The organism is Mycolicibacterium sp. Y3, from assembly GCF_051188035.1.
GTDB classification, from domain to species: domain Bacteria; phylum Actinomycetota; class Actinomycetes; order Mycobacteriales; family Mycobacteriaceae; genus Mycobacterium; species Mycobacterium fluoranthenivorans.
The window spans coordinates 4275852-4294067 of sequence record NZ_JAVQLT010000001.1 but is presented as its reverse complement, the minus strand read 5'-3'; the positions used below and the strand labels follow the sequence as shown (position 1 = coordinate 4294067).

Annotated in this window: 21 protein-coding genes and 1 pseudogene; 4 read left to right on the top strand and 18 right to left on the bottom strand. The window is 67.6% G+C overall.

The window, feature by feature from the left end:
* Positions 1–5 precede the first annotated feature (5 nt).
* Together QN239_RS20960 and QN239_RS20955 are read right to left on the bottom strand one after the other, a co-directional pair.
* Complete coding sequence (locus QN239_RS20960) at positions 6–419, bottom strand: DUF5313 domain-containing protein (protein WP_167158752.1); 414 nt, start codon at positions 417–419, stop codon at positions 6–8.
* Positions 416–868: a limonene-1,2-epoxide hydrolase family protein gene (locus tag QN239_RS20955; RefSeq protein ID WP_499013167.1), complete on the bottom strand. Its 453-nt coding sequence runs from the start codon at positions 866–868 to the stop codon at positions 416–418. Before QN239_RS20955 ends, QN239_RS20960 begins: the two co-directional genes overlap by 4 nt.
* A 42-nt stretch (positions 869–910) precedes the next feature.
* Here QN239_RS20955 and QN239_RS20950 point away from each other — a divergent pair, with 42 nt between their 5' ends.
* Positions 911–2083, top strand: a complete 1173-nt coding sequence (locus QN239_RS20950; protein ID WP_499013166.1) for a glycosyltransferase — start codon at positions 911–913, stop codon at positions 2081–2083.
* Positions 2084–2092: 9 nt separating this feature from the next.
* The gene (locus QN239_RS20945; RefSeq protein WP_090356579.1) at positions 2093–2284 is read left to right on the top strand and encodes a DUF3046 domain-containing protein; all 192 of its coding nucleotides are present in this window, start codon (positions 2093–2095) and stop codon (positions 2282–2284) included.
* Positions 2285–2295: 11 nt separating this feature from the next.
* Here QN239_RS20945 and QN239_RS20940 read toward each other — a convergent pair.
* The 16 genes and pseudogenes from QN239_RS20940 to QN239_RS20865 all read right to left on the bottom strand — a co-directional run.
* Positions 2296–3012, bottom strand: a pseudogene (locus QN239_RS20940) (DUF6390 family protein); the annotation flags it as partial.
* Entirely contained in the window at positions 3013–4074 is a 1062-nt protein-coding gene (hypE, locus tag QN239_RS20935; RefSeq protein WP_499013165.1) for a hydrogenase expression/formation protein HypE, read from the bottom strand. It lies immediately after the preceding pseudogene.
* Positions 4067–5167, bottom strand: coding sequence for a hydrogenase formation protein HypD (hypD, locus tag QN239_RS20930; RefSeq protein ID WP_499013163.1), 1101 nt, complete (start codon positions 5165–5167; stop codon positions 4067–4069). The genes hypE and hypD overlap by 8 nt, the downstream gene beginning before the upstream one ends.
* Positions 5164–5481, bottom strand: a complete 318-nt coding sequence (locus tag QN239_RS20925) for a HypC/HybG/HupF family hydrogenase formation chaperone (protein ID WP_090356574.1) — start codon at positions 5479–5481, stop codon at positions 5164–5166. The genes hypD and QN239_RS20925 overlap by 4 nt, the downstream gene beginning before the upstream one ends.
* Before the next feature lie 28 nt (positions 5482–5509).
* Positions 5510–7804 carry a carbamoyltransferase HypF gene (hypF, locus tag QN239_RS20920; RefSeq protein WP_499013161.1) on the bottom strand — a complete coding sequence of 765 codons (2295 nt, stop codon included), beginning with the start codon at positions 7802–7804 and terminating at the stop codon, positions 5510–5512.
* Positions 7801–8052, bottom strand: a complete 252-nt coding sequence (locus QN239_RS20915; protein ID WP_499013160.1) for a HypC/HybG/HupF family hydrogenase formation chaperone — start codon at positions 8050–8052, stop codon at positions 7801–7803. Before QN239_RS20915 ends, hypF begins: the two co-directional genes overlap by 4 nt.
* A 3-nt stretch (positions 8053–8055) precedes the next feature.
* Complete coding sequence (locus QN239_RS20910) at positions 8056–8538, bottom strand: hydrogenase maturation protease (protein WP_499016895.1); 483 nt, start codon at positions 8536–8538, stop codon at positions 8056–8058.
* A gap of 11 nt (positions 8539–8549) precedes the next feature.
* Positions 8550–8669: a DUF6893 family small protein gene (locus QN239_RS20905; RefSeq protein WP_409371242.1), complete on the bottom strand. Its 120-nt coding sequence runs from the start codon at positions 8667–8669 to the stop codon at positions 8550–8552.
* The gene (locus QN239_RS20900; RefSeq protein ID WP_499013158.1) at positions 8660–10030 is read right to left on the bottom strand and encodes a hypothetical protein; all 1371 of its coding nucleotides are present in this window, start codon (positions 10028–10030) and stop codon (positions 8660–8662) included. Before QN239_RS20900 ends, QN239_RS20905 begins: the two co-directional genes overlap by 10 nt.
* Entirely contained in the window at positions 10027–10668 is a 642-nt protein-coding gene (locus QN239_RS20895; protein ID WP_499013156.1) for a DUF6084 family protein, read from the bottom strand. Before QN239_RS20895 ends, QN239_RS20900 begins: the two co-directional genes overlap by 4 nt.
* A complete protein-coding gene (locus QN239_RS20890; protein WP_499013154.1) occupies positions 10665–11297 on the bottom strand; it encodes a DUF5947 family protein in 633 nt (210 codons plus the stop codon). The genes QN239_RS20895 and QN239_RS20890 overlap by 4 nt, the downstream gene beginning before the upstream one ends.
* Positions 11294–12229, bottom strand: a complete 936-nt coding sequence (locus QN239_RS20885; RefSeq protein WP_499013153.1) for a NifU family protein — start codon at positions 12227–12229, stop codon at positions 11294–11296. The genes QN239_RS20890 and QN239_RS20885 overlap by 4 nt, the downstream gene beginning before the upstream one ends.
* 3 nt (positions 12230–12232) lie before the next feature.
* Positions 12233–14029, bottom strand: a complete 1797-nt coding sequence (locus QN239_RS20880) for a nickel-dependent hydrogenase large subunit (RefSeq protein WP_499013151.1) — start codon at positions 14027–14029, stop codon at positions 12233–12235.
* A gap of 62 nt (positions 14030–14091) precedes the next feature.
* Positions 14092–15147: an NADH-quinone oxidoreductase subunit B family protein gene (locus QN239_RS20875; RefSeq protein ID WP_499013150.1), complete on the bottom strand. Its 1056-nt coding sequence runs from the start codon at positions 15145–15147 to the stop codon at positions 14092–14094.
* A gap of 116 nt (positions 15148–15263) precedes the next feature.
* Complete coding sequence (gene hypB / locus QN239_RS20870; protein WP_499013148.1) at positions 15264–16079, bottom strand: hydrogenase nickel incorporation protein HypB; 816 nt, start codon at positions 16077–16079, stop codon at positions 15264–15266.
* Position 16080: 1 nt separating this feature from the next.
* Positions 16081–16410, bottom strand: a complete 330-nt coding sequence (locus tag QN239_RS20865; protein WP_499016894.1) for a hydrogenase maturation nickel metallochaperone HypA/HybF — start codon at positions 16408–16410, stop codon at positions 16081–16083.
* 246 nt (positions 16411–16656) lie between these two features.
* Here QN239_RS20865 and recA point away from each other — a divergent pair, with 246 nt between their 5' ends.
* Positions 16657–17700 (top strand): recombinase RecA, encoded by a 1044-nt coding sequence (gene recA / locus QN239_RS20860; RefSeq protein ID WP_090357238.1) that lies wholly within the window; start codon positions 16657–16659, stop codon positions 17698–17700.
* On the top strand, positions 17669–18202 hold the full coding sequence (gene recX / locus QN239_RS20855; protein WP_090356548.1) for a recombination regulator RecX: 534 nt from the start codon (positions 17669–17671) through the stop codon (positions 18200–18202). Before recA ends, recX begins: the two co-directional genes overlap by 32 nt.
* Positions 18203–18216 lie beyond the last annotated feature (14 nt).

Below are 18216 nucleotides of genomic sequence, written 5' to 3'. Positions count from 1 at the left end.
ATCGCCTAGATGTCGTGCGTGCCCGTCTCGGCACCGTCCGGGCGTGGCCCGAACCGCTCGATGTAGGACCGGTGCTTGTCGGCGTCTTTTTCCCGCTGGATCTTGTCGATCAGATGCGGGTCCAGACCGTGCACCCGAAGCATGTGCTTGCGCCAGATCTTGTTCAGCGCGTGCGAGAAATAGATGAACGGGATGAGGATCGGGATCGTCATGCTCGCCCGTGTGACCAAGTCTGTGGGGACGAACCAGAACGGGATGAGGATCAGCACCGCCGGAACCAGCACGCGCACCATCACACGCCGGGTCGCGCCCGGTCCGGTCAGGTCGTTGCGGACCCAGTCCAGCATCGAATCGGGCAGTCGCCGGTTGCAGCAGTAGCCGATCAGCTGGAACAGATTGGGTGTGGTGCGTTCGCTCATGTCAGCTGGGGACGCAGGGCGGGGATCACCGCGCCGAGCACGCCGCGCACGATGGCCTTGGCGAAGTCGAACTGGTCGAAGTAGTCGCGCCACAGGGTGATGCGGCCGTCGTGCACCTCGAACACCCCGCACACCCAGAACTGCAGCCGCACGGGGCCGAAGATCAGCACATCGGTGCGTTCGTTGAGCACGGACGCACCGTCGGCGGCCGAGCGGTGGATCGACACGTCGAAGCCGAGGCTGGGCCGTTCCATGGCGCGGAACAGCTTGATGGCACGGCGGCGGCCGTAGACGGTCGGGAAGCCGACATTCTGGTAGACGAGATTCTCGTCGAGAAGTTCGGCGGCGGCATCCAGGTCGGGTGCGCGCAGTGCGTTCAGGAATGCCTCGACGGTGGCGATGTTGTCGGCCCCCGCCCGGTGCTCGGCGGCCACCTGCTGCTCGGTCATGTCTCTCAGGGTAGAGGGTGGCGCGTGTGGCAGGGTGGGCGCGTGCGCGTCGCGGTGGTCGCCGGGCCTGATCCCGGACATGCATTCCCGGCGATCGCACTGTGCCTGCGCTTCCTGGCTGCCGGCGATGCACCGACGCTGCTGACGGGCGCGCAGTGGCTGGAGACCGCCCGGGTCGCCGGAGTCGATGCGGTGCTGCTGGCCGGGCTGGATCCGCAGGACGGCGAGGACGACGGCGACGCCGGCGCGAAGATCCACCACCGTGCGGCCAGGATGGCGCAGCTCAATATGGTGGGATTGCGTTCGCTGGCGCCGGACCTGGTGGTCTCCGATGTCATCACCGTGTGCGGGGGGATGGCGGCCGAACTGCTCGGGCTGCCGTGGGTCGAACTCAACCCACATCCGCTGTACCTGCCGTCGAAAGGCCTGCCGCCGTTGGGCAGCGGCCTCGCCCCGGGTGTGGGATTGCGCGGACGGGCCCGGGACGGGCTGATGCGGGCCCTGACGGCACGGTCGGTCCGAGACGGGGACCGGCAGCGGTCCCTGGCGCGCGCCGGAATCGGGCTGCCGGCAGCAGATCCGGGTCCGTTGCGCCGGCTCATCGCCACCCTTCCGGCCCTGGAGGTGCCCCGCCCGGATTGGCCGGCGGAGGCCGTGGTGGTCGGGCCGCTGCATTTCGAGCCGACCTCGCACGTGCTGCACCCTCCGGCGGGTGACGGGCCACTGGTGGTGGTCGCACCGTCGACGGCGACGACCGGGACCGCCGGCCTGGCGGAGGTCGCGCTGTCGGCGTTGAGGCCCGGGCAGAATCTGCCCGGGGGCACGCGGGTGGCGGTTTCCCGGCTGGCCGGCGCCGATATGGAGATCCCGCCGTGGGCGGTGGTGGGGCTGGGCCGCCAAGACGAACTCCTGGCCCAGGCCGATGTGATGGTGTGTGGTGGTGGGCACGGGATCGTGTCCAAGACCTTGTTGCACGGCGTGCCGCTGGTGACGGTACCCGGCGGCGGCGACCAGTGGGAGATTGCCAATCGTGTTGTGCGGCAAGGTAGCGGGCCGCTGATCCGGCCGTTGTCGGCGGAAGCGTTGGTGACGGCGGTGTCCGGGGTGCTGTCGGGCCCGTCCCATCGCACCGCGGCGCAACGGGCTGCGGCGAGTGCCGGCACGGTGGCGGATCCGGTACGGGTGTGCCATGACGCGCTGTCGGCTGCTGGGTAGGTTGGTGGCGTGCGGCTCACCGAATTCAACGAACGTGTCACCGGGCAGTTCGGCGCGGCCTATGGCGCCTCGGTGCTGGTGGACCACGTGTTGAGTGGGATCGGGCGTACCGCTGCGGAGGCCATCGAGGCCGGCGTCGATCCGCGCGACGTGTGGCGGGCACTCTGTGCGGACTTCGAGGTGCCGCGCGACGTGTGGTGAGCCCGCGCCGCCGCGACCAGTTCCAGTGTCGTGGCGGTGGCGGTGTCCAGTGCGGCGCATTCGGTGTCATCGAGGATCCCGCACACCCAGTCCCAATGCGCGGAGACGGCCTCACCCGGTACCGGCCGGGCCACCAGCGCCACACCGTCGCGGCGCCACCGGACGTGTTCGGGGACAGGCGCTCCCAGCCGGAGATCGCCGTCGGTGAACGTCAGCGGCCGCGACAGCATCAGTACGTGTTCGTCGGTGACCGATACGACCGTTCCCCAGCGGATACGGCAGTTCTGCAAGACGCGCAGCGGTGTCGCCGGGTCGCGATCGAGCAACCGGATCCAGGGATAGACCGCGAACACGTGGAAGCTGTGGTGGGCGAGCACCCCGGCCGGATCCAGCGGGGCCGTCAACATCCCGCTGGCCTGTCGGTGAAACGCGGTGCGCAGCCGCTGCAGCAGCTCCCGGGGGTCGACGTCAGCCAGCAGGGCGCCGCCCACCCAGTAGGCGCGGACCACCTCGGCGTCGAGCGGATCGTCGAGGCCGGCCGCGTCCGCGAGGGCTCGCAGGTACGGCCAGGCGCCGTCGAATTCGACGGCGTGGCCGGCGAGTCCTGAAGGGCCGCGGGCATCCGGATTCACCGGCCCGCAGTAACCCAGCTCGTTGGGCGGATAGGCGTACCGGGCGAACAGCGCGTGGCCCGGCGGTATGTCGTCGTGCGCGGTATCCGGGCCCATTCAGCAGATCCGCGGTAGCTGTTCACCGATGGGCAGGTCCACCACCCGGGTACCGCCGAGTGCGGTCCGTGCCACCACCATGCCCGGATGGTCGGGAACGCAGTGACCGATCACGGCGGCGTGCGCACCCAGCGGATGGGCGCGCATGGCGGCCAGCACCCGGTCGGCGTCGGCAGGGCGCACGAATGCCAGCAGTTTGCCCTCGTTGGCCACCTGCAGCGGGTCCAAGCCGAGCAGTCCGCACGCGTCGCGCACTTCGCCGGGGATGGGGAAGTTGCGTTCGTCCAGCGCCACCCCGACGCCTGCGGCCGTGGCGATCTCGTTCAAGGTGGCGGCCACGCCGCCGCGGGTGGGGTCGCGCAGCACGTGCAGATCGGCACCGGTGTCGAGCATCGCGGACACCAGACCGTGCAGCGGCGCGGTGTCACTGGCGATGGTGGTCGCGAACTCCAGGCCCTCGCGGCAACTGAGCACCGCCACCCCGTGTACCCCGATATCGCCGCTGACGATCACCACATCGTCCGGGACCGCCCGCTGTGGACGGATATCGGCCCGGTCGTCGACGACGCCGATACCGGCGGTGTTGATGAAGACGCCGTCGCCGTGGCCGGCGTCGACCACCTTGGTGTCTCCGGTGACCAGCCGGACCCCGGCGGCCAGCGCGGCGGTGCCCAGGGCGCTCGCCACGTGGGCGATGTCCTGCAGCGCGGTGCCTTCCTCCAGGATGAACGCGGTGGACAAGGCCAGCGGTTGCGCGCCCATCATCGCCAGGTCGTTGACCGTTCCGTTCACCGCGAGATCGCCGATCGTGCCGCCGGGAAAGACCAACGGCCGCACCACGAACGTGTCGGTGGAGAACGCCAGCCGCACACCGCCCAGCCCGATGACCGCGGCATCGCCGAGCTCCGCGTCGGCCGCCGTGCCGTAGGCGGGCAGGAAGAGATGTTCGATCAACTCCGCCGACATCGCACCACCTCCGCCGTGCCCCATCACGATGTTGGGCGCATCGCGCAGCGGTGCGGGGCACACCCACGATTCGAGGTCGATCGATACGTCAGACATGGGTCACCTCCAGTCGTCGGTAGAGGTAGTAGGCGGCGCAGGCGCCCTCCGAGGAGACCATCGTCGCGCCCAGCGGATTGCGGGGGGTGCATTCGCGGCCGAACGCCGCGCACTCATGTGGTGTGATCAGGCCCTGCAACACCTCACCGGACCGGCAGATCGCCGACTCGGCGGTGTGGATGCCGCTCACCGAGAACCGGTGTTCGGCATCGAAGTCGCGGTAGGCGCGCGACAATCGCCAACCGCTGCGCGGGATCATGCCGATGCCACGCCAGGTGCGGTCGGTGACGTCGAAGACGTCGGCCAGCATCGCCTTTGCGGCGACATTGCCCTGTTCCTGCACCGCGCGCGGATAGGCGTTCTCCAGTTCGTGACGGCCGGATTCCAGCTGGATCACTGTGCGCCGGATGCCTTCCAGGATGTCCAGCGGCTCGAACCCGGTGACCACGATCGGGATCCGGTACTTCTCGGTCAGCGGCGGGTACTCGCCGGTGCCCATCACACAGCACACGTGCCCGGCGGCAAGGAAGGCCTGCACCCGGCACGTCGGCGACTCCATGATCGCCGCGATCGCCGGCGGCACCAGCACATGGGACACCAGAAGCGAGAAGTTGCCGATACCTTGGCGTTTGGCCTGGTACACGGTCATGGCGTTGGCGGGTGCGGTCGTCTCGAAGCCGATGCCGAAGAACACCACCTGCCGATCCGGGTTCTCGCGCGCAATGGTCAGCGCATCCAGCGGCGAGTACACCACCCGGACATCGGCGCCCTCGCTCTTGACCCGGAACAGATCCTTCGCGCTGCCCGGTACCCGCAGCATGTCGCCGAACGAGCAGAAGATCACCTCGGGTCGGGCGGCGATGTCCAGGGCCTTGTCGATCATCTCCAGCGGTGTGACGCAGACCGGGCAGCCGGGACCGTGGATCATCTCTATCTCATCGGGCAGCAGCTGGTCGATGCCATGCCGGATGATCGAATGTGTCTGTCCACCGCAGACTTCCATGATCGACCAGCGTCTGCTGGTGGCCACGCGGATTTGTTCGACCAGCTTGCCGGCCAGTGCGGGATCGCTGAACTCATCCAGATATTTCATGGTGTCACCTCGGTGGTTGCCGTGCGCTCCGGCGGGGTCAGCCCCGCCTGTCTTGCCGCGATCTCGAATCCGTCCCCGAATTCCTCGTCGAGCACCCCGAGGTGCTCGAACTCCGCCAACGTCCGCTTGGCCGATTCCTCGTCGAGGCGCTGGATCGCAAATCCCACATGAACCACGACGTAGTCGCCGACCGCCGCGTCGGGGATGTACTGCAGGCAGACTTCTTTCTGGATGCCGCCGAAGTCGACCAGCGACATCAGGGTGCCGTCCCGGTCGGCAAGGTTGAGGATCTTTCCCGGAACTGCCAAACACATGGCTCCTCCTTCTTTCAGCCGACATCTCTCACGACGAGTTCCCCACCAGCAACTGGCCGAGCGCGATACCGCCGTCGTTCGGCGGCACCCGGTGGTGGGTGAGGACCTCGAAACCTCGGGCGTCCAGGCCGTCCACGGCGAGGCCGAGCAGCAGCGCATTCTGGAACACCCCGCCGGACAACGCGATGACCGGTGCAGTGCGGGCGGCGGTCCGGGCGAGTTCGATGATCAGGTCGGCGACCGCCCGGTGAAAGCGCGCCCCGATCACGCCGGTCGGCACACCGAGTCGCGCGTCGGTGAGCACGGCGGCCAACACCGGGCCGGGGTCGATGACCGCCGGGTCGCCCGCTTCGATGGGGAAGACGTACGCCGTTGAGCCGCAGGACCTGTCGCGTGAGTAGCCTTCCAGTTCGATCGCGGCCTGGGCCTCATAGGCGACCACCTGGCGTACTCCGGCCAGTGCCGACACCGCATCGAACAGCCGGCCCATACTGGACGTCGGAACGCATCCGAGTCCGGTCTGCAGCTGGTGGGCCAGTACGCGGCGTTCATCGTCCGGGCAGGCGCGCACGGGGGCCAGGTCGTCATCCCAGGGCAGGCCGGCCGCCCACAGGTGTGCCAGTGCCATCCGGTACGGACGCAGCACGCTGATATCCCCGCCGGGCAGCGGCACGTACTTCAGCTGAGCCAGCCGCCGGTAGCCCTTGTAGTCGGCGAGCAACACCTCACCGCCCCAGATCGCGCCGTCGGGGCCGTAACCCGTTCCATCGAAGGCGAACCCGAGAACCGGCTGCGCACCGTCCAGACCGTGCTCGGCCATCACCGCGGCGATATGGGCATGGTGGTGCTGCACGGACCGGACCGGCCGGCCCGCGGCGTTGCGGCGCGCCCAGGCCGTCGACCGGTAGCCGGGGTGCGCGTCGGCGACGAGGATCTCCGGCGTCACACCGGTCAGCGCCTGCAGATGGTGTCGGGCCGAGTCGAACGCCGACAGGGTGGCCAGATCGTCCATATCGCCGATGTGCTGGCTCAGCCAGGCGTACTTCCCCGCGGCCACGGCCATGGTGTTCTTCAGGTCGGTCCCCACCGCCAAAGTCGGCGGTACCGGTGCCGGGAGCGCGACCGGCAGCGGTGCATATCCGCGGGAGCGGCGGATGGGTATCTGACGCCGCGCACACACCCGGACCACCGAATCGTCGCACGGTGCCAGGATCGCTCGGTCGTGCATCAGCCAGCCGTCGGCGAGTGGCCCGAGCCGGTCCACCGCATCGTCATCGGTGAAGCAGATCGGTTCGCCGCCGAGGTTTCCCGACGTCATCACCAGTGCGGTCGGGCCGGGTTCGTCACCGGGCAGCCCGAACAACAGGAGGTGCAGCGGTGTGTACGCCAGCATGACACCGAGGTCGGGGAGGTGCGGCGCCACGGCGCCGGCCACCGGGCCACCGGGCCGGCGGGGTAGCAGCACAATCGGGCGTTGCGGGCCCGTCAGCACCCGCTCGGCGGGGAGGTTCACCTCGGCGATGGTGTGCGCAGTCGCCAGGTCGGCGACCATCACCGCGAACGGCTTGTCGCCGCGGCGTTTTCGGATCCGCAGTTCGGTGACCGCTGCGCTGTCGGCGGCATCACAGGCCAGGTGATAGCCGCCGATACCCTTGACGGCCAGGATCCCGCCGCGGCGCAACAGGTTTCGCGCCCGCCGCAGCCCGTCCTCGCCGAGGGTGCGGTGCCCGTCGTGATCCTGGAAGGCCGGCGTCGGTCCACAGTCGGGGCAGCAGATGGGTTGTGCGTGGAAGCGCCGGTCGGCGGGGTCGGCGTACTCCCGGGCGCATGCGCCACACATCGGGAAGGCCGCCATGGTGGTGGCGGCGCGGTCATAGGGCAGGGACGCCGTGATGGTGAAACGTGGACCGCAATTGGTGCAGTTGACGAAAGCGTGCCGGTATCGCCGGTCGGTGGGATCGCGCTGTTCGGCGACGCAGTCATCGCAGATCGCCACGTCAGGGGAGGCCAGCGTGCGGCCCGCACCGGAGTGGGTGGTGTCGCCGATGGCGAAACCAGTGCCACCTCGCGGTGGAACATCCTGTGTCTGAACGGCTTCGATCACCGCCAGGGGTGGCGGCCGATCCTGCAACATGGTCAGGAAACCGGCCACGTCGGCGGCGTCGCCTTCGATCTCGATGATCGCGCCGGAGCTGTCGTTGCGCACCGATCCGGCCAGGCCCAGCGCGGCCGCGGTGGTGTACACGAACGGCCGGAAGCCGACGCCCTGGACCACGCCGTGCACCCGGATGTTCAGCCGGCGGCGCCGATCGGTGGCCGTCACGGCCCGGGCCCGTCGGTGCCGCTGCCCATCAGCTTCAACCCGTCCAGTGCGGCGTGCGCACCCGCGGAGTCGGTCTTCTCGACCACGAAGCCCATGTGGATGATCACCCAGTCACCGGGGCCGAACGTCTCCTCGGGCAGCATGCCGACGTTCACCTTGCGCGGTTCGCCCGCCACCTCGACGAGCGCGAGCTGATCGCCGTAGCCGTCGAGCGTCCGGATCACCCGGCCCGGTATCCCCAGACACATGATTCAGCCCTCCCGCGCCGGGATGCGGGCCAGCAGGTCTGCGATGACACGGTCGACGGCACCGACCGCACCCGGGATGGCGGCCGCCACCGGGCCGGACAGGCCGATGCCGTCCTCGACGCTGTCGGCTTCGCAGCCGATGACGACGGTGTGCGGTGGCGTTCCACCGAGTGCTTCCAGGCTGGCGAACACCGCGGCGGGATCCATCGCGTGCGCGTCCAGACCGGTGGTGGTCAAACGTGATTCGTGATCGGCCTCGAAGATGTGCACGGTGCCCGGTTCGCCCCGGCAGGGCAGGGCGTCGACGAGCACCAGCGCGTCCCATTCATCGAGCAGGTCGTAGGCCAGGTGCATACCTCGGATGCCGTAGTCGACCAGGCGCACGCCCGGTTGCGCCGGGTGGGCCTGGCGCAGTACCTCGGGGCCGAACCCGTCGTCTCCGAGGAAGATGTTGCCGATCCCGGCTACCAGAATTCGTGGCGTGATCGCCGCCTCCGTCACATCCGGCGCATGCGCAGGTAGCGCCGCGCATCCGGGATGGAGCGCAATCCGAGGACGACTCCGGCCACCACCACCACCACGGCGACCGTCACGGCCACCCAACCCACTACTTCCATTTCGGTTTCCCTTCGATCATCGGTTCGACACTCGGCGGTTCGACATTCAGTGGTTCGACCTCATCGGGTGCGAAGTAGAGATGGCGGCCGTACCAGTCGTGCAGGTCGGCGCCCGGGTCATCCTCGATGACGACGCCGATCTGCCGGTCACCGTCGACGGTCTCGTGCACGGAGGTGACCCGCGCGATCTTGCCGGCGAAGAAGATGTCCTGTGCGTCGGCCCGCCGTGCGGGCCGCAGCCGGACTCGGCTGTCGCGGCTCACCCGCACCCCGCCGACCAGGACTGCATCGATCTCGGGGTCGACGGCGTTGTCCGCCAGCGGATCCCACCAGTCGACGCCGTCCGGGATCTCCGGTATGAGCGCTGGTGCCGCGCCGGCACCGCGCGGATCGCGCAGTACGCCGTGCAGGTTGAGCAGCGCCTCCGGTGACATCGCGTCGCAGCGGTCGATGATCTGCGCGGCCAGCGGATCGGTGGCCCGGGCCTGTGCCTTCTCGTCATCGGTCATCGTCATCACCCGCAGCGTCAGGATCTCGTCGATCTCGGTCGAGTCGTAGAGTGCTCCTTCGCTCTGTTCGGCGATCTCGGGGTGGTCGTAGAGGATGATCGGCGAGACCAGCATCACGGAGGTGTCGCCGGGCGGGCCCGCCAGCACGGGAAAACACCGGTACTGCCGGCAGCGGCCGGCTGCGTCGACAGCCGATGCCGGCGGCTCCAGCAGTGACACGAAATCGCCGCCGCTCACCCGGGCGATGAGGTGCGTACCGATCAACGAGGCCGCGATCGCGGTGTCCTTGTCCGCCGGTGGCGGCCCGATATTGCGCAGGGACAGACTGATTCGTTGCAGCCCGCCATCGGTTTCGGTACGCACGGTCAGCTCTGCGTGCAGCTCCGTGCGGGTGCGCACCAACCGGCCGCCGTCGATCTGTTCGGTGTCACAGCCGGCGGGGACGACCACCGGGAGGGTCTGCGGGACGGCCAGTGCGGATCGGTCCAACGGCCCGAACGACCGTTCGCATTCGACCGCTTCATCCCAGGTCAGCCACGATCGAGCGGCCGCGGTGAGTTCGGCGACGGGTTCGAATCCGTCGCCGGCTCGACGTTGCACCGCACGGTGCTGCAACTGCAGGAACCGCACGGTGACCGTGAGCGCGACATCGGGTCCGGGTGCCAGGAGCAACTGGGCCGACAACGTGTCGTCCTCGCCGATGCTCCGTTCGGCCGCCCGCGCCGGGCCGAGCACGCCGAACTGCCAGCGGGACTGGTTCTTACCCGAGGTCGCCCGGTAGGGGTAGAGCAGGTAGCCCTCGTAGAGCACTGCATCGGCGACGGTTCTGACCCGATCTGCCGCGGTGCTCATCGGGCGTCCTGCACGGCGGTCTCCAGCAGCGCGGTGATGGCGGCGTCCAGTCCCAGCATGCCGTGCGCGGATTTGTAGGTGACCAGTGCCTTGATGGTGTCATGGTCCAACCGCACCCAGCCGGTGTTCGGGAAGTGCAGATCGATGAGCTCACGCCACACCGAGACCGGCATATCGTAGTGGTCCTCGCGGTCCCACGGGATCTGTTGGACGGCGAAGTTGTGGTGGCCCTTGGTGAATACCGTGCCGCTGAACAGGAATTGCAAAGGGATGACGTCGTCCCGCAGGGCATGGAGGTACTTGGCCGCGGTGACCTCAAGATCGTAGGTGCACACCAGGGGGAGTTCGATCTGCGTGGTGCCGGAGAACCCCGGCACCATCGCGGTGGTGTGTTGCCACAGGAAGCTGTGTTGGGTGGAACTCCACCGGTCTCGGGTGCCGAACAGGTCGAGCAGGCCGGCCGCCTCGTCGTCGGTATAGCCACGGCGCAGCGGTTCGATACGCACCTGACAGCGCAGCGCGATGGCGTGCACGGGTTCATCACCGCCGGCGGCGATCCCGATTCGCGCGGTGAGCAACGGGGTCACCGCGTACGGCTCGGGAGCCACCGCCAGCACCGCGAACGTCACATCGCTCACCGCAGGACCACCTTGCTGCGTGCGGCGACGTGAGCGAAGAACTCGTCGACGAACCGGCGTACCTGTTGGCCGCCGTCGAAGCCGTGCCACAGCATGCGCAGCCGGCCCACGAACTCGTAGCAGGCATCGATGGGCACCAGATAGCTCTCCAGCGGCATCACGGATTCGTCGGGTACCCGCAGGATGAGCGCCTCGGTGTCCTCGGCAAGCAGGTCGACCCGCGGGTCCGCGGTGCGGATCTGATCCCAGATCGTCAGGTCCAGCTCGGACTCGGTCGCTCCCGCCGGGCCCGGATAGAACGCCACCGTGCGCTCCAGCGCGGAATTGTCGAAGAAGAACGCCAATCCCACCGGGATCTGGAGCAGTTCCCACTCGCGGCGTCCGAGCGCGAAGTCGGGGAAGGCCAGATACCGGTCCGGCACCGCGCGGTAGCGCAGCGCCGCGGTGGTGTCGGTGAACAGCAGATAGCAGCCCCGGCAGACGCACATCAGTTGCCGGCCTTCGATATTGACCACGTGCTGGTGTTCGCCGGTGATCTGCTCGGAGCACATCTCGCAGCGTTCACCCGCCGGGACGGGCTCGGCACGGTTGGACCGGATCCGCGCCAGCACATCGTAGGCGCCGGTCATGAGACACCCGCGGCGATGGACAGCACGCCGTCGCGCACCAGTACCGGCATCGGTTCGAGATGAATGGTGGCGCTGTCGGTCCCGTCGATACACGCCCCGGCACGGACGACGTCGAAATGCGCGTGGCAACGCGGACAGCGCAACACCGGGTCGGTGGACGCCATCCGGCGGTGCAGTGCCGCACCGGCCAGGGAACCGCCGCAGTTCGCGCACCGGTCCCGGTAGGCGAACACCTCGTCGCGGACCCGACAGGCCAGCACCGTGGCGTCGGACACCCGGAATCCACCCACCTCGCCGTCGCCGAGGTCGGCGAGTTCCGGCACGGGATACCAGACGGCCTGGGTGCGCGCACTGCGGTGGACCCGGCTCAGCAGCGATTGCGCCGGGATGACACCGGTGGTCGCTGCGCCATCGGCGGGCGCCATCTCGATCGCCGTGACCTCCGGAGCCGCGGCATGGATGGCGTCCTCGACGGCGAGCTCCAGCGTCACCGCCGAGGATGGGCAGCTCTTGCAACTGCCCGCGAACTGTAAGCGGACCACGGCGCCGCCGGGTGTGTCGGTGACGCCGAGCAGGGTGACATCGCCGCCGTGCGAGCCGAGGTAGGGCCGGACCTTGTCGAGGGCGTCCTCGATGCGCCGAGTCATATCGTGGGGATGAAGACCATGGACCAGCAGCAGGCTGGCGATCAGATCGTCGGCGGCGAATTCTTCGGTGAGTGCGGAATGCGCGGCGCCGGTCAGCCGCATGATCCGTTGCAGCGCAGCCCCGTACAGGTCGGTGATCTCACCTGCCAGCTGCTCGGCGCGTTCGCGCGCCAGGGGACCGCCCGTCGCGCTGGCGTCGAGCAGGGTCTGTATCCGATCGCCCGCTGTGCGCCAATAGGCGTCGTCCTGGGTTTCCTCGGGCGCTGACAATCCAGGCGGGCCCATAGGCTATTCCCCGGTGACGGACTGGGTGGGCGAGTGCAGCTTGTCCAGCGTCTTCCCGTCACCCAGATACATGTGCACCCCGCAGGGCAGGCAGGGATCGAAACTCCGGACCGTGCGCATGATGTCGATGCCCTTGAAATTCTCCCGGTCGTTCTCCTCGAAGATCGGTTGTCCCTGCACCGCATCCTCGTAGGGCCCCGGGGTGCCGTAACTGTCCCGGGGGTTGGCGTTCCATGGGGTCGGCGGGTACGGGTGGTAGTTGGCGATCTTGCCGTCCCGGATCACCATGTGGTGGCTCAGCACACCCCGGACGGCCTCGGTGAACCCACAGCCGATCGCCTCGTCGGGAACGTCGAAGCGCTCCCAGGTCTTGGTGCGGCCGGCGCGGATCTCGACGAGTGCCTTCTCCGCGAAATGCAGTGCGCACGCCGCCGCATAGGCCTGGAAGTAGGTGCGGGCACGGTTGCGTTCGATGGTGTTGCTGCCGTGTACGGGGATCTTCCACTCCAGCTCGACCGGCCCCTTCAGGATGGTCTTGGGCAGGTTGATCTGCACGCTGCGCCCGGTCGACTTCACATAGCCGATATCGACGAGCCCGGCCAGTGCGGTGGACCAGAGCCGGGCCAGTGGACCACCGCCGGTGTCCAGTGCGAGGTGGTCTTTGCCGTCGAACCAGCGCGGTGACATCACCCAGCTGTACTTGTCGTCCATATCCCGCTTCTGCGGGTGCGGGTTGGTGTGCTGGTTCCACGGGTGCCGCCGGTCCACCGGATTACCCAGGGGATCGTTGCGTACGAAGGTCTCCTGGTCGGTCCAGTCGTCGTAGTACGAACTGCCCAACAGGATCCGGATCCCGAGATTGATGTCCACCAGCGAGTGCGTGACCAGCTTGCCGTCCACCACCACACCGGGGGTCACGAACATCGCGTCGCCCCAGCGCTCCATGTCCTTGTACGCGAAGTTGCACACCTCGGGATCCTGGAAGGAGCCCCAGCAGCCGAGCAGCGTGCGGCGCAGCCCGACCCGTTCGTAGCCGGGTAGCGCTTCGTAGAAGAAGTCGAACAGGTCGTCGTGCATGGGGACGACTTTCTTCATGAACTCGACATAGCGCATCAGCCGGGTCATGTAGTCGGTCATCAGCTGGATGGTGGCAACGGTGCCGACGCCGCCGGGGTACAGCGTGGACGGATGCACGTGCCGGCCTTCCATCAGGCAGAACATCTCCCGCGTCCAGCGACTGACCTGCAGGGCCTCCCGGTAGAACTCGCCGGTGAACGGATTGAGCGAGCGCATGATGTCGGCGATGGTCCGGTACCCATGGGCCTCGGAGCGCGGCGCCAGGGTGTTCTCGGCCTTGGCCAGCACACTCGGATTGGTCTCGGCGACCATCTTCTCGCAGTAGTCGACGCCGACCAGGTTCTCCTGAAAGATGTTGTGGTCGAACATGTACTCGGCGGCCTCGCCGAGATTGACGATCCACTCGCCCAGATGCGGCGGTTTCACGCCATAGGCCATGTTCTGCGCATAGCAGGAGCAGGTGGCGTGGTTGTCACCGCAGATCCCGCAGATGCGGCTGGTGATGAAGTGCGCGTCGCGCGGATCTTTGCCCTTCATGAAGATCGAGTAGCCGCGGAAGATCGACGACGTGCTGTGGCATTCCACCACCTCGCGGTTCTCGAAGTCGATCTTGGTGTAGATGCCGAGGCTGCCGACGATCCGGGTGATCGGATCCCAGGCCATCTCCACCAGCTGGCCAGGCTCGCGCTTCACCTCTGAGGGCTCCGGAATGATCGTTGTCATGGACTTCGCTCCCTCGATGAACCTCTTCGCAGTGACGGATGCCGAGCCGCAGCCGTCCGCAGTCACCAGGTGCGGGTGGCACCCGATTCGAGCGTGGTGCCCCGGTGCCGCCAGCGTGGTTCCTGGTCCACGGTGTGTCCGGTGATGTGCCGCAGGCTGCGGATGACGGAGCCGTACAGGCCCGACGCCGCGGTGGACACCTTGCCGCCCGGCGGCTCGTCCATGAAGGGCATGAACTTGTCCGGGAACCCCGGCATGGTGCAGCCGATACAGATACCGCCCACATTCGGGCAGCCACCGATCCCGTTGATCCAGCCCCGTTTCGGCACGTTGCATTTCACGACCGGACCCCAACAGCCAAGTTTGACAATGCATTTGGGTGAACCGTACTCACGGGCGAAATCGCCCTGTTCGTAGTATCCGGCCCGATCACAACCCTCGTGCACAGTCGCCCCGAACAGCCACGTCGGCCGCAACGCCTCGTCCAGCGGGATCATCGGTGCTTGGTCGGTCGCCATGTACAACAGGTACGTGAGCGTCTCGGACAGGTTGTCGGGATGGATCGGGCAGCCCGGGACGCAGACGATGGGGATACCCGCCTTGCTCTTCCAGTCCCAGCCGAGGTAGTCGGGCACACCCATCGCGCCGGTCGGGTTTCCGGCCATCGCATGGATGCCGCCGTAGGTCGCACAGGTACCCACGGCCACCACCGCGGTTGCCTTGGGAGTCAACCGATCCAGCCATTCGCTGGTCGTCATCGGTTGTCCGGTGGCGGGGTCGTTGCCGAACCCGCACCAGTAGCCGTCGTCGTGCAGCTGCTCGTTGGGTATCGATCCCTCGACGACCAGCACGAACGGCTCCAATTCGCCGCGGTCGGCTCGGAAGAACCACTCGAGGAAGTCGTCGGCGCCGCCGGCCGGGCCGCATTCGAAGTCGATCAGCGGCCAGTGCACGGCAATCTTGGGCAGGCCGGGAAGGGCGCCGAGCGCGATCTCCTCGATGCTGGGCTGGGTGGCGGCAGTCAACGCCACGGAATCGCCATCGCAACTCAGGCCGGCGTTGATCCAGAGCACGTGGATCAACGTCTCTTCTGCTTTGACTGCTGCCGAAGTGGGCATAGCGCAGTTCTTTCCGGGACGGGCTGGGCCCCTGCGTCGATCTTCCCGGGGATGAGCTGGATCCCCGCCACCGCAGGAGTCGACGTACGGCCCGTTGTGCGGTGCTGTTACTCGGTTTACTCCGAGGGGTTTGCCTTGTCAATGGATCGGGTGGACCCGGACCTCCGCTCGCCCAAAACGTCAGGGCCGGAGTCGATCCAGTCGTACCAGGCTCTCATGCCCTGGCCCGTCGCCGCCGACAGCAGCAGGACGTCCGCAGTCGGGTTCACCGAGCGCACCGCATGCCCGAAGGCGTCGAGATCGAAGTCCACGTAGGGGTGCAGATCGACCTTGTTGACGATGATCAATCCCGCCGCCGCGAACATGTGCGGATACTTCAGCGGCTTGTCCGCGCCTTCGGTGACCGAGATGACGACCACCATCGCGCGCTCGCCCAGGTCGAACAGCGCCGGGCAGACCAGATTGCCCACGTTCTCGATGAACAGCAGTGAATTCGGCTCAGGGGCAAGGGTATTCAATGCACTCTCGATCATCTGCGCATCGAGATGACAGCCCGCCCCGGTATTCACCTGCACGGCCCGCGCACCGGTGGCCCGGATGCGTTCGGCATCGAGCAGGGTTTCCTGATCGCCTTCGATGACGGCGATGGTGCGATGCGGGGTCAGCCCGCTGATGGTGCGTTCGAGAAGGGTGGTCTTGCCGGCCCCCGGTGAACTGGTGATGTTGAGGGCCAGGATATTTCTCTCCGCCAGCCGGGCCCGATTCAGGTGGGCGATGTGGTCGTTCTTCGCGAGAACCTTCTGTTCCAGCGAAATGGTCTCGGTATGGGAGTGGCTGTGTGGGTGGTCGTGGGAATGTGGATGGTCGTGCGAGTGGTGCCCGGGCAGGGTGATGGTCGCCGCGTCCTCGCCGCAGCCACAGGTGGCGCACATCTCAGCTCACTTCCATCGAGAGGATCTTGAGTTCTCGGCCGGTGAGTACCTCGACGTCGGCGCTGCCGCAGCGGCACAGCAGGATCGGGTCGGTCACCGCGAAGCGTGCGCCGCATCCTCGGCAGTGGGCCAAGCCGGGTGGGATGTCCAGGTCCAGCCGTGCGCCGTCGGCGACGGTCCCCGCGGCGGCCAGGTCGAAACAGAACCGCATCGCATCGGGTACCACCGCGCACAGTGCGCCGACCTCGACGCTGACGCTGTGCACCCGGCGGCCCGCGGCATGCTCGCATACCGCATCGACGACGCTCTGGGTGATGGACAACTCGTGCACATGTGCCCCGATTCGGGCTGGATCAATCCACGATAGGTCCAGATCGGCGCAGGCACAACGGAGCCGTCCGCGCCGGGCGGTCACGGGTCCTCCCGCCACGGGTGCGGCGTGTCACCTTGCCTTCGAACACCTGTTCGCTAATGTGGTGGGCAATCGACTGAGCGGACTTGTCGGTGGTTTGTCTTAGTGTCACGCCCAACCGACCGGAACACCGGTCAACCGCACGACTACCGGAGAGGTATCACCATGGCGCCACAGGCACCGGATCGCGAAAAGGCACTCGAACTGGCGATGGCCCAGATCGAGAAGAATTACGGCAAGGGCTCGGTGATGCGCCTCGGTGAGGAGGTGCGTCAGCCCATCTCGGTCATCCCCACCGGGTCGATCGCGCTGGACGTGGCGCTGGGTATCGGTGGCCTGCCGCGAGGCCGGGTCGTCGAGATCTACGGCCCGGAATCCTCGGGTAAGACCACCGTCGCACTGCACGCGGTGGCCAATGCCCAGGCCGCCGGCGGTATCGCCGCCTTCATCGACGCCGAGCACGCGCTGGACCCCGAATACGCCCAGAAGCTCGGCGTGGACACCGACGCACTGCTGGTGTCCCAGCCCGACACCGGTGAGCAGGCCCTGGAGATCGCCGACATGCTGGTGCGTTCCGGCGCGCTGGACATCCTGGTCATCGACTCGGTGGCCGCCCTGGTGCCGCGCGCCGAGATCGAGGGCGAGATGGGCGACAGCCACGTCGGCTTGCAGGCCCGCCTGATGAGCCAGGCGCTGCGGAAGATGACTGGTGCGCTGAACAATTCGAACACCACCGCGATCTTCATCAACCAGCTGCGCGAGAAGATCGGCGTGATGTTCGGTTCGCCCGAGACCACGACCGGCGGTAAAGCGCTCAAGTTCTACGCCTCCGTGCGTCTGGACGTCCGCCGGATCGAGACGCTCAAGGACGGCACCGACGCCGTGGGTAACCGCACCCGGGTCAAGGTCGTCAAGAACAAGGTGTCCCCGCCGTTCAAGCAGGCTGAATTCGACATTCTGTACGGGCACGGCATCAGCCGGGAGGGCTCGCTCATCGACATGGGTGTCGAGCACGGCTTCATCCGCAAGTCCGGCTCATGGTTCACCTATGAGGGCGAACAGCTCGGGCAGGGTAAAGAGAACGCCCGGAAGTTCCTGCTGGAGAATCCTGATGTCGGCAACGAGGTCGAGAAGAAGATCAAGGAAAAGCTCGGCATCGGTGCCGTGGTGACCAGTGATGACGTTCTGCCCGCCCCAGTCGACTTCTGAGACCGGGCCGGCCGAGGGACCCAAGCGCGAGGAGCAGGCGCGGGATGTGTGCCTGCGTCTGCTCACCGTGCGAGCCCGCACCCGGGCCGAACTCGAAGCGCAGCTGACCAAGCGGGGCTACCCGGACGATATCAGCGCCCGGGTGCTGGACCGGCTCACCCAGGTCGGGCTCATCGACGACACCGCCTTCGCGCAGGAGTGGGTGCGCTCCCGGCGCGCCAACTCCGGAAAAGGCAAGCGCGCGTTGGCCGCTGAGCTTCGCACCAAAGGAGTGGACGCCGAGGTGATCGCCGAGACGCTCGACAGTGTCGACGCGGGGGAGTGGCGGGTGCAGGCCGAGCAGCTGGTGGCCGCCAGACTGCGCCGGGAGAATCTCGACGACGAAGCCAAGGTCACCCGCCGGCTGGTCGGCATGCTGGCCCGCCGCGGCTACCACCAGACCATGGCTTTCGATGTGGTCAAGACGCAGCTGGCGCAGGAGCGGGCCCGGCGGGTCGTCTAGCGGACGTCCGTCGT

Bases quoted from the DNA above. Each gene is read 5' to 3' on its own strand.
- QN239_RS20915 (WP_499013160.1), bottom strand. From the start codon at position 8,052: ATGTGTCTGGGGATACCGGGCCGGGTGATCCGGACGCTCGACGGCTAC.
- QN239_RS20900 (WP_499013158.1), bottom strand. From the start codon at position 10,030: ATGAGCACCGCGGCAGATCGGGTCAGAACCGTCGCCGATGCAGTGCTC.
- QN239_RS20880 (WP_499013151.1), bottom strand. From the start codon at position 14,029: ATGACAACGATCATTCCGGAGCCCTCAGAGGTGAAGCGCGAGCCTGGC.
- recX (WP_090356548.1), top strand. From the start codon at position 17,669: ATGACGTTCTGCCCGCCCCAGTCGACTTCTGAGACCGGGCCGGCCGAG.
- QN239_RS20905 (WP_409371242.1), bottom strand. From the start codon at position 8,669: ATGGAAGTAGTGGGTTGGGTGGCCGTGACGGTCGCCGTGGTGGTGGTG.
- hypD (WP_499013163.1), bottom strand. From the start codon at position 5,167: ATGAAATATCTGGATGAGTTCAGCGATCCCGCACTGGCCGGCAAGCTG.
- QN239_RS20955 (WP_499013167.1), bottom strand. From the start codon at position 868: ATGACCGAGCAGCAGGTGGCCGCCGAGCACCGGGCGGGGGCCGACAAC.
- QN239_RS20885 (WP_499013153.1), bottom strand. From the start codon at position 12,229: ATGGGCCCGCCTGGATTGTCAGCGCCCGAGGAAACCCAGGACGACGCC.
- QN239_RS20875 (WP_499013150.1), bottom strand. From the start codon at position 15,147: ATGCCCACTTCGGCAGCAGTCAAAGCAGAAGAGACGTTGATCCACGTG.
- hypB (WP_499013148.1), bottom strand. From the start codon at position 16,079: ATGTGCGCCACCTGTGGCTGCGGCGAGGACGCGGCGACCATCACCCTG.
- hypE (WP_499013165.1), bottom strand. From the start codon at position 4,074: ATGTCTGACGTATCGATCGACCTCGAATCGTGGGTGTGCCCCGCACCG.
- QN239_RS20960 (WP_167158752.1), bottom strand. From the start codon at position 419: ATGAGCGAACGCACCACACCCAATCTGTTCCAGCTGATCGGCTACTGC.
- recA (WP_090357238.1), top strand. From the start codon at position 16,657: ATGGCGCCACAGGCACCGGATCGCGAAAAGGCACTCGAACTGGCGATG.
- QN239_RS20890 (WP_499013154.1), bottom strand. From the start codon at position 11,297: ATGACCGGCGCCTACGATGTGCTGGCGCGGATCCGGTCCAACCGTGCC.
- QN239_RS20925 (WP_090356574.1), bottom strand. From the start codon at position 5,481: ATGTGTTTGGCAGTTCCGGGAAAGATCCTCAACCTTGCCGACCGGGAC.